Annotated in this window: 16 protein-coding genes; 8 read left to right on the forward strand and 8 right to left on the reverse strand. The window is 65.4% G+C overall.

Annotated features, from left to right (window positions below; all coding sequences use genetic code 11):
* Positions 1-38: 38 nt before the first annotated feature.
* The 3 genes from EJI00_RS11545 to EJI00_RS11555 form a co-directional block, all read right to left on the reverse strand.
* On the reverse strand, positions 39-1,835 hold the full coding sequence (locus EJI00_RS11545; RefSeq protein WP_126747601.1) for an acyl-CoA dehydrogenase C-terminal domain-containing protein: 1,797 nt from the start codon (positions 1,833-1,835) through the stop codon (positions 39-41).
* A 61-nt stretch (positions 1,836-1,896) separates the two neighbouring features.
* Positions 1,897-2,595, reverse strand: a complete 699-nt coding sequence (locus EJI00_RS11550) for a TetR/AcrR family transcriptional regulator (protein ID WP_126747602.1) — start codon at positions 2,593-2,595, stop codon at positions 1,897-1,899.
* A 127-nt stretch (positions 2,596-2,722) separates the two neighbouring features.
* Positions 2,723-3,481, reverse strand: a complete 759-nt coding sequence (locus tag EJI00_RS11555; RefSeq protein WP_126747603.1) for an SDR family oxidoreductase — start codon at positions 3,479-3,481, stop codon at positions 2,723-2,725.
* Positions 3,482-3,626: 145 nt separating this feature from the next.
* Between EJI00_RS11555 and EJI00_RS11560 the strand changes: the two genes are divergently transcribed.
* On the forward strand, positions 3,627-4,511 hold the full coding sequence (locus tag EJI00_RS11560) for a LysR family transcriptional regulator (protein WP_126747604.1): 885 nt from the start codon (positions 3,627-3,629) through the stop codon (positions 4,509-4,511).
* A gap of 76 nt (positions 4,512-4,587) precedes the next feature.
* Here the strand turns inward: EJI00_RS11560 and EJI00_RS11565 are convergent, their stop codons facing one another.
* Genes EJI00_RS11565 through EJI00_RS11575 form a run of 3 tightly spaced genes read right to left on the reverse strand, consistent with a single transcriptional unit; the run spans position 4,588 to position 6,951 of the window.
* Positions 4,588-5,436: a fumarylacetoacetate hydrolase family protein gene (locus EJI00_RS11565; RefSeq protein ID WP_126747605.1), complete on the reverse strand. Its 849-nt coding sequence runs from the start codon at positions 5,434-5,436 to the stop codon at positions 4,588-4,590.
* 37 nt (positions 5,437-5,473) lie between these two features.
* Positions 5,474-6,220, reverse strand: a complete 747-nt coding sequence (locus EJI00_RS11570) for an SDR family NAD(P)-dependent oxidoreductase (protein ID WP_126747606.1) — start codon at positions 6,218-6,220, stop codon at positions 5,474-5,476.
* Positions 6,217-6,951 carry an SDR family oxidoreductase gene (locus EJI00_RS11575; protein ID WP_126747607.1) on the reverse strand — a complete coding sequence of 245 codons (735 nt, stop codon included), beginning with the start codon at positions 6,949-6,951 and terminating at the stop codon, positions 6,217-6,219. Before EJI00_RS11575 ends, EJI00_RS11570 begins: the two co-directional genes overlap by 4 nt.
* A gap of 133 nt (positions 6,952-7,084) precedes the next feature.
* On the opposite strand from EJI00_RS11575, the gene EJI00_RS11580 reads away from it, so the two are divergent.
* From EJI00_RS11580 to EJI00_RS11605, 6 genes are all read left to right on the forward strand, one after another.
* On the forward strand, positions 7,085-7,792 hold the full coding sequence (locus EJI00_RS11580) for a FadR/GntR family transcriptional regulator (protein WP_126747608.1): 708 nt from the start codon (positions 7,085-7,087) through the stop codon (positions 7,790-7,792).
* A 44-nt stretch (positions 7,793-7,836) separates the two neighbouring features.
* Positions 7,837-8,835 carry a sialic acid TRAP transporter substrate-binding protein SiaP gene (locus tag EJI00_RS11585; protein ID WP_126747609.1) on the forward strand — a complete coding sequence of 333 codons (999 nt, stop codon included), beginning with the start codon at positions 7,837-7,839 and terminating at the stop codon, positions 8,833-8,835.
* Positions 8,836-8,961: 126 nt separating this feature from the next.
* Complete coding sequence (locus EJI00_RS11590) at positions 8,962-9,519, forward strand: TRAP transporter small permease (RefSeq protein WP_126747610.1); 558 nt, start codon at positions 8,962-8,964, stop codon at positions 9,517-9,519.
* Between the two features lie 19 nt (positions 9,520-9,538).
* The gene (locus tag EJI00_RS11595; RefSeq protein ID WP_126747611.1) at positions 9,539-10,933 is read left to right on the forward strand and encodes a TRAP transporter large permease; all 1,395 of its coding nucleotides are present in this window, start codon (positions 9,539-9,541) and stop codon (positions 10,931-10,933) included.
* A 23-nt stretch (positions 10,934-10,956) separates the two neighbouring features.
* Positions 10,957-12,483, forward strand: a complete 1,527-nt coding sequence (locus EJI00_RS11600; RefSeq protein ID WP_126747612.1) for a UxaA family hydrolase — start codon at positions 10,957-10,959, stop codon at positions 12,481-12,483.
* A 144-nt stretch (positions 12,484-12,627) separates the two neighbouring features.
* Entirely contained in the window at positions 12,628-13,689 is a 1,062-nt protein-coding gene (locus EJI00_RS11605) for a malate/lactate/ureidoglycolate dehydrogenase (RefSeq protein ID WP_126747614.1), read from the forward strand.
* 11 nt (positions 13,690-13,700) lie between these two features.
* Here the strand turns inward: EJI00_RS11605 and EJI00_RS11610 are convergent, their stop codons facing one another.
* Both EJI00_RS11610 and slmA read right to left on the reverse strand, forming a co-directional pair.
* Entirely contained in the window at positions 13,701-15,224 is a 1,524-nt protein-coding gene (locus EJI00_RS11610; RefSeq protein WP_126747615.1) for a catalase, read from the reverse strand.
* 143 nt (positions 15,225-15,367) lie between these two features.
* A complete protein-coding gene (gene slmA, locus EJI00_RS11615; RefSeq protein WP_126747617.1) occupies positions 15,368-16,021 on the reverse strand; it encodes a nucleoid occlusion factor SlmA in 654 nt (217 codons plus the stop codon).
* Between the two features lie 120 nt (positions 16,022-16,141).
* Between slmA and galE the strand changes: the two genes are divergently transcribed.
* Complete coding sequence (galE, locus tag EJI00_RS11620) at positions 16,142-17,161, forward strand: UDP-glucose 4-epimerase GalE (protein WP_126747618.1); 1,020 nt, start codon at positions 16,142-16,144, stop codon at positions 17,159-17,161.
* Positions 17,162-17,170 lie beyond the last annotated feature (9 nt).

Here is a 17,170-nt window from a genome sequence, read left to right on the forward strand (position 1 = left end):
CGGCTCCGATTGAACGATGTCGGCGTAGAGGGGCGGCCTCAGGCCAGCGCCGCTTCCGTGTCCATCAGCACCTTGCTGCCGGCGCGCGCCGTGCGCATCAACGTGGCCGTCTCGGGGAACAGCTTGGCAAAGTAGAAGCGCGCCGTCTGCAGCTTGGCCACATAGAACGGGTCGGTGTTGCCGGCAGCAATTTCGCGCAGCGCCACCTGGGCCATGCGGGCGAACAGGTAGCCGAACACGAAGTGGCCGGCCACCCGCAGGTAGTCCACCGCGGCGGCGCCCACTTCGTCGGGGTTCTGGAAGCCCTTGAAGCCGATCTCGGTCGTGAACTTGGTGAGCTGGTCGCCCAGCATCGCGATCGGGTTGATGAACTCGGCCATCTTCTCGTTCACGCCTTCTTCTTCCACCAGCTTGGCGACGAGCTTGCCGAACTTCTTGAGCGACGCGCCGTTGTTGCCCAGCACCTTGCGGCCCAGCAGGTCCAGCGACTGGATGGTGTTGGTGCCCTCGTAGATCATGTTGATGCGGTTGTCCCGCACGAACTGCTCCATGCCCCATTCCTTGATGAAGCCATGGCCGCCGAACACCTGCATGCACGCGTTGGTCGCGATGTGGCCGTTGTCGGTGATGAAGGCCTTGACGATGGGCGTGAGCAGCGCGACCAGTTCGCCCGAGTCCTTGCGCACCTTTTCGTCGGGGTGGTTGTGCGCCTTGTCGAGCAGCAGCGTGCAGAAGATCTGCAGCGCGCGGCCGCCTTCGGCGTAAGCCTTGGCGGTGAGGAGCATCTTGCGCACGTCGGGGTGCACGATGATGGGGTCGGCTTCCTTGTCCTTGGCCTTCACGCCGGAGAGCGAGCGCATCTGCGTGCGGTCCTTGGCGTAGGCCAGTGCATTCTGGTAAGCCACTTCAGTCAGGCCCAGCGACTGGTTGCCCACGCCCAGACGGGCGGCGTTCATCATCACGAACATGGCCTGCAGGCCCTTGTTCGGCTCACCCACCAGCGAGCCGGTGGCGCCTTCGATAACGATCTGCGCGGTGGCGTTGCCGTGAATGCCCATCTTGTGCTCGAGGCCGGCGCAGAAGATCGGGTTGCGCTCGCCGAGCGAACCGTCGGCCTTGACCTTGTACTTGGGCACCACGAACAGGCTGATGCCCTTGCTGCCCTTGGGCGCATCGGGCAGGCGGGCCAGCACCAGGTGAATGATGTTGTCCGTCATGTCGTGCTCGCCGGCCGAGATGAAGATCTTGCTGCCGGTGATGCGGTAGCTGCCGTCAGGCTGCGGCTCGGCCTTGGTGCGGAGCAGGCCCAGGTCGGTGCCGCAGTGCGGCTCGGTCAGGCACATGGTGCCGGTCCATTCGCCGCTCGTGAGCTTGGGCAGATAGGTCTTCTTCTGCTCTTCGGTGCCGTGGGCCACCAGCGCCTCGTAGGCGCCGTGCGAAAGGCCGGGGTACATGGTCCAGGCCTGGTTGGCGCTGTTGAGCATTTCGAAAAGGCACTGGTTCACCACGAACGGCAGGCCCTGGCCGCCGAAGGCCGGGTCGCACGACAGCGCGGGCCAGCCGCCTTCGACGTACTTGGCGTAGGCGTCCTTGAAGCCGGTGGGCGTCTTCACTTCGTGCGTGGTCTTGTCGAGCGTGCAGCCTTCTTCGTCGCCGCTGATGTTGAGCGGGAACGTGACTTCAGCGGCAAACTTGCCGGCCTCTTCGATCACCGCGTTGATGGTGTCGGCATCGGTCTCGGCGTGGGCCGGAAGGGCCTTGAGTTCTTCGGCGACGTTGAGCACCTCGTGCAAAACGAACTGCATGTCGCGTACGGGCGGGTTGTAGGTAGGCATCCGGGACTCTCCTGGTCGAAACTTGGATAAAAGAAAAAGGGGAAACGAGAAAACGGGCCGCTCAGCGCACGGGCTTGAGCCGGCGGGCAGCGGGTTTGGCGGCCGCGGGTTCCGCGGCAGGCGGCGGTGCATCGGGCGTGGCACTGCGCGCGAGGATGTTGTCGAAGCCGATGTTCGCGCGGCCGATGGAGCCCGGCACCTGCAGAAAGCGCGCTTCGTAGTGCAGCGCGAGGATGAGGCCGTGGATTTCGAAGGCAACCTGCCGCTCGTCGGCGTCGGCACGCAGATGGCCTTCGCTCTTTGCTTGCACGATGGCGCGCAGAACGGCCGCCTGCCAGACGCTGACCGACTCCACGAGCGCATCGCGCACCGGACCGGGACGGTCGTCGAATTCGGAGGCGCCGCTGATGTAGATGCAGCCCGAGTCGATCTCGGCCGAGGTGCGCTTCATCCAGTTGGCGAACATGGCACGCAGGCGCGGCAGGCCGCGCGGTGCCTCGAGGGCCGGAAAAAACACCTCTTGCTCGAAGCGTGCGTGATACTCGCGCACCACCGAGATCTGCAGTTCCTCGCGTGAGCCGAAGTGGGCGAACACGCCCGACTTGCTCATCTTGGTGATCTCGGCCACGGCGCCGATCGACAGGCCCTCGAGCCCGATCTGCGCCGCCAGCGCCAGCGCCGCGTCGACGATGACGGCCTTGGTCTGCTGGCCCTTCTGGGCGGCGCGGACCGGCTTGGCGGGAACGGCATTGACAGACATCGTGGAAGCTCCGAATAAAACGAACGGTCGTTCTATTTTGCAGGGGCTTTCTGCTTTTCGATGTCAATGTCCTTCCGCGGTTGAAGGTTAATCGATGGGACGGGGGCCGTCGCCGGCCCCGCCCCGATCAGAACTCCTGCGCAACCGGCCGCAGCACCACCTCATTGATGTCCACATCCGCGGGCTGCTCCACCGCATAGACCACCGCGCGCGCCACCGAGTCGGCGGGGATCTGGTTGGCTTCGTAGAAGGCTTTCACGCCGGCGGCGCTTTCGGCGTCGGTGCTGCCGAACTTCAGTTCCGAATCCACCGCACCCGGCGACACGATGGTCACCCGCACGCCGCTGTTGCCCATTTCCACGCGCAGCCCTTCGGAGATGGCGCGCACCGCGTGCTTGGTCGCGCTGTACACAGTGCCGATGGGCGTGAACACCTTCAGCCCCGCGATGGACGCGACGTTGACGATGTGGCCGCTGCCCTGGGCCTGCATGCGCGGCAGCACCGCGGCAATGCCGTAGAGCACGCCCTTGATGTTGACGTCGATGGTGCGGTCCCACTCGTCGACCTTGAGCTTGTCGATGGGCGACAGCGGCATCACGCCCGCGTTGTTGACCAGCACGTCGATGCGGCCGAAGGCTTCGACGGTGGCGGTCGCGAGCCTTTCCAGGTCGGCGCGCCGGGCCACGTCGGTGGCGACGGCAATGGCTTCGCCGCCGGCCTCGCGAATTTCGGCGACCACCTTGTCGAGCCGATCGGTGCGGCGCGCCGCGAGCACCACCTTGGCGCCGCGCGCGGCCAGGTGGCGCGCGGTCGATTCGCCGAGCCCGCTGCTCGCGCCGGTGACGATGGCAACCTTGCCGCGGATGTTGTCTTGAACGGATGTCATGGAAGTTCCTTTCGGGGGTGTTGAAGAAAAACAAGAAGTGCATGCAGTGTGGAAAATCCACGCGTTCCCGTAAATGAAACTCTTTCGACTTCAGAATTCCTGAAAATGGAATACTCTTTCTATTGAGCCTCCTGAAAGCACCACCATGGCCAACCGCCTCGAAGCCCTGCGCGTGTTCTGCACCGCCGCGGATGCCGCCAACTTCCGCGAGGCCGCCGTGCGCCTGTCCGTATCGCCCCAGGTGGTGACGCGCGCGGTGCGCGAGCTCGAAGAAGAACTGGGCGAGCCGCTGTTCCACCGCAGCACGCGCGGCGTGCAGCTCACCGATTTCGGCCGGCAGCTTGCCGAGCGCGCCCGCGTGGCGGTGGGCGGCGTGGACGAGCTGTTTCACCAGATCGACCGGCGCACGCTCTCCCGCCACGCGGGCACGGTGCGGGTCACGGCGCCGCACATGCATGCGCGGCTCATTCCGCAGGCGCTCGCACCGCTGCTGACGGCGCACCCCGGACTGGTGCTCGACCTGCGCCTGTCCGAGCAGCATGCCGACGTGGTCGACGAGCAGATCGACATCGGCGTGCGCGTGGGACCGATGCGCGACGCGCGCTTTGTGGCGCGCACCGTTGGGAAGATGCCGCTGCATGTGGTGGGGGCGCCGGCGCTCATCGCAAAAGTCGGCAGGCCGCAGAGCCTCGATGCGCTTTCGGAACTGCCGCTCACCGCGCTGATCGACCTGAGCTCGGGCCGGCCGTGGCCGTGGGCGTTCAGCAAGCGGCGGATCGTCACGGTGACGTCGCCGGCTTTTGTGACCGACGACATCGATGCCGAATGTGCCGCCGTGCTGGCCGGCGTGGGCTTCGGCCAGCTCATTGCGCCGCTGGCGGAACCCTGGCTGCAAACAGGCGCGCTGGTGGCCGTGCTGGAGGCCGATGCACCGGAGCCCTGGCCGATCAACGTCTACCGCCCGCAGCGCGCGCCGGTGCCGGCACGCGTGCGGCTGGTGTATGACGAGCTGATTCGCGTGCTGCGCTGAGCGTGCCCGGCAGCGCAAACAAAAAAAGGCGCGGTGGGCCTCAGCCCACCACGCCTTTTCCTATGTGCCTGTTTGCTCAGAGCTTGAAAGGCACCACTTCCTGGCGCTGCTCGCCCAGACCTTCGATGCCGAGCGTCATCACGTCGCCCTTCTTCAGGTAGAGCGGCGGCTTCATGCCCAGGCCCACGCCGGGCGGCGTGCCGGTGGTGATGACGTCGCCGGGCAGGAGCGTCATGAACTGGCTCAGGTAGCTCACGATTTTGGCAATGCTGAAGATCATGGTCTTGGTGCTGCCGGTCTGCATGCGCTTGCCGTTGAGGTCGAGCCACATCGACAGCTTTTGCGGATTGGGCACTTCGTCGCGCGTCACCAGCCACGGACCGATGGGGCCGAAGGTGTCGCAGCCCTTGCCCTTGTCCCAGGTGCCGCCGCGTTCGATCTGAAACTCGCGCTCGCTCACGTCGTTGATGGTGCAGTAGCCCGCCACGAAGTTGAGCGCGTCCTTTTGCGAGACATAGCGCGCGCGCGTTCCGATGACCACGCCAAGCTCCACTTCCCAGTCGCTCTTGACTGAGTTCTTGGGCAGCATGACCGGATCGTTCGGGCCCTGGATGCAGCTGGTCGCCTTCATGAAGACCACCGGCTCCGCGGGAATCGGCAGGCCCGACTCGGCCGCATGGTCGGCGTAGTTCAGGCCGATGGCGATGAACTTGCCGACATTGGCCACCGGACTGCCGAAGCGCGGCTTGCCCTTGACCAGCGGCAGCTTGTCGACCTTGTGCTTGCGCAGCTTGGCAATGGCGGCGTCGCCGAGCTGCTCGGGCCCGATGTCCTTGACCACCGCGCTCAGGTCGCGCAGGCGGCCTTCGTCGTCGATGAGACCGGGCTTTTCCTTGCCGGGGTTGCCATAGCGAACGAGTTTCATGTTGTCCTTTCTTGGGGGGAGACTGTTGTCTGTCTATCTAGTAAGTGGATCGGCCGCCGGAGAGATCGAACACGGCGCCGGTGGAAAACGAGCAATCTTCGGTGCAGAGCCAGCCGACCATCGCGGCCACTTCTTCCACCGTGCCGAAGCGGCCCATGGGAATCTTGGAGAGCATGAACGCGATGTGCTCCGGTGTCATCTGGTCGAAGATGGCGGTCTTCACCGCCGCGGGCGTCACGCAGTTGACGCGAATCCCGGTGTCGGCCAGCTCCTTGCCCAGCGACTTGGTGAGCGCAATGACGGCGGCCTTGCTCGCACTGTAGGCGCTGGCGTTGGGGTTGCCCTCCTTGCCCGCCACCGAGGCGATGTTGACGATGCGGCCGTAGCCCTGCTTGCGCATCTGCGCGACCACTTCGCGGCAGCACAAGAAGACGCCGTTGATGTTCACCTCCATCACCTGCCGCCAATCGTCCACCGGGTAGTCCCAGAGCTTGGTGTTGGGGCCGGTGATGCCGGCGCTGTTGACCAATGCGTCGATGCTCGGCGAATGCGCCAGCGTGGCCGCCACGGCGGCGGAGACGGAAGGCTGCTGCGCCACATCGACCATCACCGCGAAGGCCTTGGGCCCGAGCGCAGCAGCGGCCTTGTGCGCCGCGGCCTCGTCGCGGTCCCACAGCGTGACGCTGCCGCCCGATGCGATCAGCCGCTCGGCGATGCCGTAGCCCAAGCCCGCCGCGCCGCCGGTCACCACCGCGTGGCGGCCGGCGAAGTCGAGCTGGTTCATATGGTGAGGCCGCCGTCTACCGTGAAGGCCTGGCCGGTGGCGAACACCGATTCGTCGCTGGCCAGGAACACCACCACGGGCGCGATTTCCTCGGCCTGTGCGAGCCGCCCCATGGGCTGGCGGGCGATGAAGGCCTTGCGCGCGGCGTCCGGGTCTTCATTGGCGTTGATGCGTTCGCCGAGCGACGGTGTATCGACCGTGCCGGGGCACACGGCGTTGCAGCGGATGCCGCGCGCCACGAAGTCCGCCGCCACGCTCTTGGTGAGGCCGAGCACCGCGGCCTTGGTGGTGCCGTAAACAAAGCGGTTGGGCAGCCCCTTCATGCTCGAGCACACGCTCGCCATGTTGATGATGCTGCCGCTTCCTGCGGCCAGCATGCCGGGCAGCGCGGCCTGGATGGTCCAGAACTGCGCGCGCACGTTCAGGTTGAACGCGAACTCCAGGTCCTTGTCGGAGGCGTCGAGCGCGGTGCCGTTGTGCACCACGCCCGCGCAGTTGAAGAGCACGTCGAGCGCGGGAAGACTCTTGAAGAAGGCGCCGATGGCGTCCTTGTCGAGCACGTCGAGCCTGGCGGTGCGAACGTTGGCCACGCCGGCGTAGCGTTCGAGCAGCTTTTCGTTCACGTCGGTTGCCCAGACCTGTGCGCCTTCGGCGGCCATGGCGAGCACGCTCGCGTGGCCAATGCCTTGTCCGGCTGCCGTCACGAGCACGGTCTTGCCCTTGAGTCTCATGCATGTCTCCTTGAAAGATGGGTACCGCCCCGTTTCAGGGTTTGGCCTGATGGCAATGGCGCGGTGCGGATCGTATTCTGAACTGGCCTTACCACTTGTCCAATTCAGGACAACCCTTAACAGCAAGCCACCCGTGCCGCTACAGACCGTCGAACCCCAGCGCTTGTACCGCCAGATTGCCGACCAGCTCCGCGGACTGATCGGCCAGGGCGAGTTCGCGGTCGGCGCGCGGCTGCCGGCCGAACGCGACCTGGCAAAGCAGCTCGGCGTGAGCCGTCCCTCGGTGCGCGAGGCGCTGATTGCGCTCGAGGTCGAAGGCTGGGTCGAGGTTCGCACGGGCTCGGGCGTGTATGTGCTCGACCGCTCGCACCGCGCAAGCAAGCCGGTGGCGCCCACGGAATGGGGGCCACTCGAGCTGATTCGCGCGCGCCGGGTGATCGAGGGCGAAACGGCCGCCATTGCCGCCACCGTCGGCAAGCGCAAGGACATCGACGCCATGAGCCGCGCCATCGAGCTCATGCGCGAACTGGCCGCCCGCGAGGTGCTGCCGCTGGACGGCGACCGCGCATTCCACGTGGCCATCGTCTCGGCGAGCGGCAACGCCGTGCTGGTGGAAACGGTGCAGAGCTTCTGGGATTCGCGCAACGGCCCGATCTTCACCCGCCTGGGGGGGTACTTCGAAACGGTGCCCTCCTGGCGTTCGGCGATTGCCGAGCACGAGGCCATTCGCGACGCGGTGGCCGCGCACGACGCCGAGGGCGCACGCGCCGCGATGCACATCCACATGGACAACTCGCACCAGAGATTCAGCGCGAGCTGGCGCCGCGCAAAAACTTTCTGATCGCCAGCAGCATTTCTTTCAGCCACTACAACGGAGACAAACCGATGAACAGCAGCAAACGCAACACCCTGAAAGCCATCGCCGCCTGCACCCTGGCAGCCACGGCGCTGGGCACCGCCGGCATGGCCGGCGCGCAAACGAAGCTCAAGTGGGCGCACGTGTATGAAACCTCGGAGCCGTTCCACAAGTATTCCGTGTGGGCCGCCGAAGAGATCAAGAAGCGGACCAACGGCAAGTACGACATCCAGGTGTTCCCGGCGTCCAGCCTGGGCAAGGAAGCAGACATCAACCAGGGCATGACGCTCGGCACGGTCGATATCGTGCTGACCGGCGCGAGCTTTGCGGGCAACACCTACAAGCCGCTGGCGGTGACCTACTTTCCGTTCATCTTCCGCGACGCGGAGCATCTGCTGAAGTACGCCAAGAGCGACGTGTTCAAGGAGCTTGCCAAGGGCTACGACGACAAGAGCGGCAACCACATCACGGCGCTCAACTACTACGGCGCGCGGCACGTCACCTCGAACGCGGCCAAGCCGGTGACCAAGCCGGAGGACATGAAGGGCCTGAAGATCCGCGTGCCTGACGCGCCGGCCTACCTGGCCTTCCCGAAGGCGCTGGGCGCCAACGCCACGCCCATCGCCTTTGCGGAGGTCTACCTCGCGCTGCAGAACAACACGGTCGATGCGCAGGAAAACCCGCTGCCGACCATCGAGGCCAAGAAGTTCTTCGAGGTGCAGAAGAACATCTCGCTCACCGGCCACATCGTCGATTCGCTGCTGACGGTGACCTCCGGCCAGCTGTGGGGCAAGCTCTCGGCCGACGAGAAGAAGATCTTCACCGAGGTGATGCAGGAGGCCGCTGAAAAGACCGGCCGCGACATCATCGCCTCGGAAGCCCGCCTGGTCGAGGAGTTCAAGAAGCGGGGCAACAACGTGATCACGGTGGACAAGGCCGCGTTCCGCGAGGCCGTGCTGAAGAACACCAAGCCCACGGACCACGGCTACCGCCAGCAGGACTACGACCGCATCACGGCAATCAAGTAACCCCCCAGTCTGCGCGCACTTCGTGTCGCTTCGCCCACCCCCTTGCAGGGGGCAACACCAGCGGCCCGGCAAAGCCGGTTCCGCGGTGTTCCTGGAATGGGCCCGCACCCTTTCACGAGACTTGGCATGACCGAACAAAAAATCATTGACGACGAAGGCCACTTCCACGCGGAAGACGAGGCCGTCGACCTTTCACCCACCATCACCGAAGGCTGGATCTCGCTTGCGATCTTCTGGATGCTCGGGCTCACGGTGTTCTACCAGTTCGTCACGCGCTACGTGATGAACGATTCGGCCGCGTGGACCGAGGAAGTGGCGCGCTACATGCTGATTGCGGTGGTGTTCATCGGCGCGGCCATCGGGGTGGCCAAGAACAACCAGATCCAGGTCGACTTCTTCTATCGCCACATGCCTGCGGCCATGGGCCGGTGGATGTCGCGCGCTGTCGACGTGCTGCGCACGGCCTTCTTCGTTGCGGCCGTGATCATGACGGTGCAGATGATGCTGAAGATCGGCAACAACACGCGCATGACCATCGTCGATGCGCCCATGAACATCGTCTACGCGCTGTGCCTGTTCGGCTTCGTCGCGATGACCTGGCGCTCGATCCAGGTGGCGCGCATTCACTGGAAGCGCGGCTACAGCGTGCTCGAACGCCCCGAATCCACCCTGGCCGACCACTGAGCCCGACGAGAACAACTGCATGCTGAAAATATTCTTCCTGATCTTCATGGCGGGCGGCATTCCGGTGGCCGTGGCCATGGCCGGAGCCTCGCTGGCCTACATCCTCGTGAGCGGCAGCCTGCCGCCGTTCGTCGTCATCCACCGGATGGTGAGCGGGATCGACAGCTTTCCGCTGCTGGCGGTGCCCTTCTTCATCCTGGCCGGCAACCTGATGAACAACGCGGGCATCACCACCCGCATCTACAACTTCGCACTTGCGCTGGTGGGTTGGCTCAAGGGCGGCCTGGGCCATGTGAACGTGCTGGGCTCGGTGATCTTCGCGGGCATGAGCGGCACCGCCATTGCCGACGCGGCGGGCCTCGGCACGATCGAGATCAAGGCGATGAAGGAGCACGGCTATTCGACCGAGTTCGCGGTCGGCGTGACCGCCGCCTCGGCCACGCTGGGCCCGATCATTCCGCCCAGCCTGCCGTTCGTGATCTACGGGATGATGGCCAACGTGTCGGTGGGGGCGCTGTTCCTCGCGGGCATATTGCCTGGCGCGCTGCTGGCCATTTTGATGATGCTCACGGTGGCCTACTTTGCCCACCGCAACGGCTGGGGCGGCGACGTCAAGTTCTCGAGCACGCGTTTCTTCAAGGCCATGTGCGAGCTTGCCGTGGTGGTCGGCTGGCCGCTCTTGATGTGGCTGCTGGTTTCGAAGCTGGGCACGCCGCCGCAGCTCACCGTGTTTGCGGGCCTGGCCTCGCTCTTCGTGCTCGACAGGATCTTCAAGTTCGAGGCGCTGCTGCCGATCATGACGCCGGTGCTGCTGATCGGCGGCATGAGCACGGGCCTTTTCACGCCCACAGAGGGCGCAATTGCCGCCTGCGTGTGGGCCATGATCCTGGGCTTTGCCTGGTACAAGACGCTGTCGTGGAAGATGTTCGTCAAGGTGTGTCTCGACACCATCGAGACCACGTCGACCGTGCTGTTCATCGTGGCGGCCGCATCGATCTTCGGCTGGATGCTCACCGCTACCGGCGTGACCACCGACATCGCCAGCTGGGTGCTGGGCTTCACCAAGGAAGCCTGGGTGTTTCTGCTGCTGGCCAACCTGCTGATGCTGTTCGTGGGCTGCTTCCTGGAGCCCACCGCCGCCATCACCATTCTGGTTCCCATCCTGCTGCCGATTGCCACACAGCTGGGCGTCGACCCGATCCACTTCGGCTTGGTGATGGTGCTGAACCTGATGATCGGCCTGCTGCATCCGCCGATGGGCATGGTGCTGTTCGTGCTGGCGCGCGTGGCGGGCCTGAGCTTCGAGCGCACGACGATGGCCATCCTGCCGTGGCTCATTCCGCTGCTGCTGGCCTTGTTCGTGATTACCTATGTGCCTTCATTGGTACTCTGGCTCCCGAAAATGTTCTTCTGACCACACACAACACGAGTTCCACGATGAATCCCTTCATTCGCCTGCATCCGGCCGACGATGTCGTGATCGCGCGCAGCCAGCTGGTCGGCGGCGCCAAGGTCGAAGACTTTGCCGTGCGCGGCCTCATTCCCGCCGGCCACAAGGTGGCCACGCACGCCATTGCCGCGGGTGAGCCGGTGCGCCGCTACAACCAGATCATCGGCTTTGCGAGCAAGCCCATTGCGGCCGGCGAGCATGTGCACACGCACAACCTCGACATGGGCCCGGACAAGGGCGACTTCGAACGCGACTACGCCTTCGGCGCTGACGTGAAGCCGGCACCTGCAAAGCGCGAGGCCACCTTCATGGGCATCAAGCGGGCGGACGGCCGCGTGGCCACGCGCAACTACATCGGCGTGCTGACGAGCGTGAACTGCTCGGCCACCGCGGCGCGCGCCATTGCCGACCACTTTTCGCGCAAGACCAATCCGGCTGCGCTGGCGGATTACCCGAACGTCGACGGCATCGTGGCGCTCACGCACGGCACGGGTTGCGGCATGGACACGCAGGGCATGGGCATGCAGATCCTGGAGCGCACGCTCACCGGCTATGCCACCCACCCCAACTTTGCGGGCGTGCTGGTGGTGGGCCTGGGCTGCGAGGCGAACCAGATCAACGCGTGGCTTGCAACGGGCCACCTGGCCGAGGGCGAGAACTTCCGCACCTTCAACATCCAGGACACCGGCGGCACGCGCAAGACGGTCGAGAAAGGCATCGCGCTCATCAACGAGATGCTGCCGCGCGCCAATGCGGTGAAGCGGGAGCCCTGCAGCGCGGCGCACATCACCATCGGCCTGCAGTGCGGCGGCTCGGACGGGTATTCGGGCATCAGCGCCAACCCGGCGCTGGGTGCGGCGGTCGACCTGCTGGTCGCGCATGGCGGCACGGCCATCCTCAGCGAAACGCCCGAGGTCTATGGCGCCGAGCATCTGCTCACGCGCCGCGCGGTGCGGCGCGAGGTCGGCCAGAAGCTGGTGGACCGCATCAAGTGGTGGGAGCACTACACCGAGATCAACGAAGGCGAGATGAACAACAACCCCTCGCCGGGCAACAAGGCGGGCGGCCTCACGACGATCCTCGAGAAGTCGCTCGGCGCGGTGGCCAAGGGTGGCACCAGCAACCTGGAGGCGGTGTACGAATACGCCGAGCCAGTGACGTCGCACGGCTTCGTCTACATGGACACGCCGGGCTACGACCCCGTGAGCGCCACCGGGCAGGTGGCGGGCGGCGCCAACATCATCTGCTTCACAACGGGGCGCGGCTCGGCGTATGGCTGCGCGCCCTCTCCTTCGCTCAAGCTCGCGACCAACTCGGCGCTGTGGCAGCGGCAGGAAGAGGACATGGACATCAACTGCGGCGAGATCGTGGATGGAACGTCGTCGATCCAGGAGATGGGCCAGCGCATCTTCGAGTTGGTGCTCGCCACCGCGTCCGGCGAACCGTCGAAAAGCGAAAAGCATGGCTACGGGCAGAACGAATTCGTGCCGTGGCAAGTCGGCGCAGTGATGTAGCTCGCCCCCAGGCTACGCGCACTTCGTGTCGCTTCTCCCTCCCCCTACCGGGGGCAACACCAGCGGCCCGGCAAAGCCGGTTCCGCGGTGTTTCACGAACGGGCCTTGCTGCGCGGCCCTTGATCAAACCCATGGAGTCAACTGATGCCCAAGACCCTTCCCGCCGCTACGTTGCGATCGCAATGCGCGCAAATCCTGACTGCTGCCGGCAGCACACCGGCCGAAGCCGAACAGGTGGCGGCCAACCTGGTGCTCGCCAACCTGAGCGGCCATGATTCGCATGGCGTGGGCATGCTGCCGCGCTATGTGGATGCGGTGGCCGAAGGCGGGCTCGTGCCCAACGCGTCGGTCAAGGTCAACGCCGACATCGGCACGATGCTCGCGCTCGACGGCCAGCATGGCTACGGGCAGATCGTCGGCGTGCAGGCGATGGAAATCGGCATCGCGCGTGCGAAGCAGCACGGCAGCTGCATCTTCACGCTCGCGAATGCGCACCACCTGGGCCGCATCGGGCACTTCGCCGAAATGGCAACGGCCGAAGGCCTGGTGTCGATGCACTTCGTCAACGTGCTCTCGCGGCCCGTGGTGGCGCCGTGGGGCGGCGGCGACGGGCGCTTTGGCACCAACCCGTGCTGCATCGGCATTCCGCTGGCGGGGGCCGAGCCCTTCCTGCTCGACTTTGCGACCAGCCGCGTGGCACAGGGAAAGATGCGCGTTGCGCACAACAAGGGCGAGCAGGTGCCCGACGGCTACCTGATCGACGAGCGCGGCGCGCCGACCAATGACCCGGGCGTGGTGGTGGTGCCGCAATCGAACGGGCTCTTCGGCGCGCTCTTGACCTTCGGCGAGCACAAGGGCTACGGCATGGCGATGGCTTGCGAGCTGCTGGGCGGCGCGCTCACCGGCGGCGGCACCTGGCACCGCCCGGCCGATACCGCGCGCACAGTGCTCAATGGCATGCTGACCATCCTGATCGATCCCGCGAAGCTGGGAACGCAGGAAAGCTTCGCGCAGGAAGCGACGGCGTTCGTCGACTGGCTGCGCCAGAGCCCGCCAGGCGCAGGCTTCGACCAGGTGCAGATCGCAGGCGAACCCGAGCGTGCCGCACGCGTGGCGCGCGAGCGCAGCGGCATCTGGCTGGACGATGCGACGTGGGGAGAAATCGTCGCGGCCGGTTCGAAGGTAGGCGTCGCAGTCGCGGCCTGACATCGACACGCTCAGCTGTTGCTGCTGTCGTGCGCCGGCTTGCCGACCTGGACGCTGACTTCCTCGCCCTTGATCTTCGCCTGCACGGCCTTGACGGCTTTCTCGAGCCGCGCACCGTAGTCGGCATCGGCCTGGCGGAAGTAGCTGATCGAGCGGTCGATGATGTCCTGCCGCGTCACGGCGCCCAGCCCGCCCGCGATGCTGTTCACCAGCCGCTCCTTGGCGGCTTCGTCCATCAGGCTATAGAGGTCGCCCGCCTGCACGAAGTCGTTGTCTTCGGGGTGCTTCTGCCACTGGTGGCTGCCGGTCCAGCCGTGGATCTCGAGCGGCGCATACACCGGCTCGTTGGTCTGCTTGGGCGCGTTGCTGAAGCTGTTGGGCTCGTAGTTGGGGCCGCGGCCGCCGTTGCCGTCGCCGCGCATGGCGCCGTCGCGGCCGTAGTTCTGCGCCGTGGTGGCGTGCGGCCGGTTCACCGGCAGCTGCGTGTGGTTGATGCCCAGGCGGTAGCGCTGCGTGTCGCCGTAGCTGAACAGGCGGCCTTGCAGCATCTTGTCGGGCGACGGGCCGATGCCGGGCACGAAGTTGGCCGGGTTGAACGCGGCCTGCTCGATCTCGGCAAAGTAGTTGTCGGGGTTGCGGTTGAGCGTGAGGATGCCGATGTCGATCTTCGGATAGTCCTTGTGCGACCAGACCTTGGTCAGGTCGAAGGGGTTGAAGCGGTAGGTCTGCGCTTCGGCCACCGGCATGATCTGCACCTGCACCTTCCAGCTCGGGAACTCGCCGCGCTCGATGGAGTGCAGCAGGTCGAGGTGGTGGTGGTTGGGGTTTTCGCCGCCCACGCGCTGCGCCTCTTCGGCCACGAAGGTCTCGATGCCCTGGTTGGTCTTGAAGTGGTACTTGACCCAGAAGGCTTCGCCCTTGGCGTTCACCCACTGGAAGGTGTGCGAGCCGAAGCCGTCCATGTGGCGGTAGCTCTTCGGAATGCCGCGGTCGCCGAAGAGCCAGGTGAACTGGTGGGTGGCTTCGGGCGAATGCGAGAAGAAGTCCCAGGCGTTGTTGGGCTCCTGCACGTGGCTGTAGGGGTCGCGCTTCTGCGAGTGGATGAAGTCGGGAAACTTGAGCGGGTCGCGAATGAAGAAGACCGGCGTGCTGTTGCCCACGAGGTCGTAGTTGCCTTCTTCGGTGTAGAACTTGAGCGCAAAGCCGCGCGGATCGCGCACGGTGTCGGCCGAGCCGAGCTCGAGCGCCACGGTCGAGAAACGGGCCAGCACTTCGGTCTTCTTGCCGACTTGGCCGAGGAACCTGGTCTTGGTCCATTTCGACACGTCGGCCGTCACTTCGAAGGTGCCGAAGGCGCCCGAGCCACGCGCATGCACCACACGCTCCGGAATGCGCTCACGGTCGAAGCGCGCAAGCTTCTCAATGAGGTTGTGGTCCTGCATCAGCACAGGGCCGTTGACGCCAGCCGTCTGCGATTGCTGGTTGTTCTCGACGGGCGCGCCGTTTTCGGTGGTGAGCTTGCGGGAGTCGGTCATTGATGGGCTTTCCTCGTGTGTTGTGGAGCCCATGTATTTTGTCAATGAATATGACGGCGTCGCGTCATATTCAACTATCGCCTCGATAGGAGGCGATGCCAGGAGGCGATCTCCCCGCGACCGGCGGCGCGCTGGCGCTGCCGCTAGACGATCAATGCGATCGTGGCTTCGAGATGTTCCGAAGGCGCGCGGCGGAAGCCCGAGCGCGTGAAGCGCTGCAGTTGCCCGACCACGAAGGCCGTGAGTGCGGCGGCGCGCACCTGTGCGTCGACCGTGGGCGTTGCAGAGCCATCGGCCGCAGCGGTGCCGCGCAGCACCTGGCGCAGCGTGGCTTCGATCTTGTCGAAGAACTGGTTCATGCGCTGCTGGAGCCGCTCGTTCTCGAACACCAGTGCGTCGCCCACCATGACGCGCGTCATGCCCGGGTTGCGCTCGGCAAACTGCACCAGCAGCGTGAGGATTCTTGCGGCCTGCTGCGCACCGGTGGCACCTTCGCGCTCGAGGATCTGGTTGACCAGGGTGAAGACACTCTGCTCGATGAAGTCGATGAGACCTTCGAACATCTGGGCCTTGCTCGCGAAGTGGCGATAAAGCGCGGCCTCGCTCACGTCCAGCCGGGCTGCCAGCGCCGCGGTTGTTACCCGTTCGGCGCCGGGCTGTTCCAGCATGGCGGCCAGCGCCTGCAAAATCTGCACGCGCCTCTCCCCGGGCTTGGGGCGCTTCCGCACGGGGGCGGCGGCTGCCAGCGGCTCTGTCGGAGTTTCTACGTCGGGATAGCTTGTCTCTTCGTTCTGCATGGGAGCGCGTGCAAAGATGTAATCAATTGATTCTCGCACAGGGCCGCGCAGTGAGCGCGCGCAAACGGGGCGGGGAAGCTCGTACAGAATCAACTTCCTCAACAAAGCAAAGAGTTTTTCATGGCCCACAGCGTACTGGTGACCGGAGGAGCTGGTTTTATTGGCAGCCACACCTGCGTGGCGTTGGCCGCGGCCGGCTATGTGCCGGTGATCCTGGACAACCTGGGGAATAGCGATGTGAGAGTGCTGGAACGCCTGCGCCAGATCACGGGCAGCGCGCCGCGGCTGATCGAAGGCGATGTGCGCGACAGGGCCCTGCTCGACCGCATGCTGGGCAGCGAACGCTTTTCGGCCGTGATCCACTTTGCAGGCCTCAAGGCGGTCGGCGACTCGGTGGCCGACCCTCTCGCCTACTACGACAACAACGTGCACGGAAGCTTCGTGCTGGCTTCGGCCATGCAGCAGGCGGGCGTGCGGACCTTGATCTTTTCGTCGTCCGCCACGGTATACGGCGAACCCGACCATTCACCCATTCCGGAAGATGCGCCCCGCAGGCCGGCCAGCCCCTATGGCCGCTCGAAGTACATGGTCGAAGAAGCGCTTGGCGACCTGCAGCGCGCCGAGCCGGAATGGCGCATTGCGCTGCTGCGCTACTTCAACCCGGTCGGCGCGCATGAAAGCGGGCTCATCGGAGAACACCCGCAAGGCAAGCCGAACAACCTGATGCCCTTCGTGTGCCAAGTGGCCGTGGGGCAGAGGGACAAGCTCGTCATCCACGGCAACGACTATCCCACGCCCGACGGCACCGGCGTGCGCGACTACGTGCACGTGATGGACCTGGCCGAGGGGCACGTCGCGGCCCTGCGGCATGCGGAGGCCAGTCCAGGCCTCGTCACGCTGAACCTCGGCACTGGCCACGGCGCTTCAGTGCTGGAGGTCGTGCATGCATTCGAACGCGCAAGCGGGCGATCGATCCCTTGCGAGGTCGGTCCGCGACGGGCTGGCGATGTGCCGGCGTACTGGGGCGACCCCTCGCTCGCGCAGGCCACGCTGGGCTGGCGAGCGCATCGCGGACTCGACCAGATGTGCGCGGACAGCTGGCGCTGGCAGCAGGGCAATCCGAACGGGTACGAGGGCTGAGGCGGACCT

This window comes from Variovorax sp. DXTD-1, assembly GCF_003984625.1.
GTDB lineage: Bacteria > Pseudomonadota > Gammaproteobacteria > Burkholderiales > Burkholderiaceae_C > Variovorax.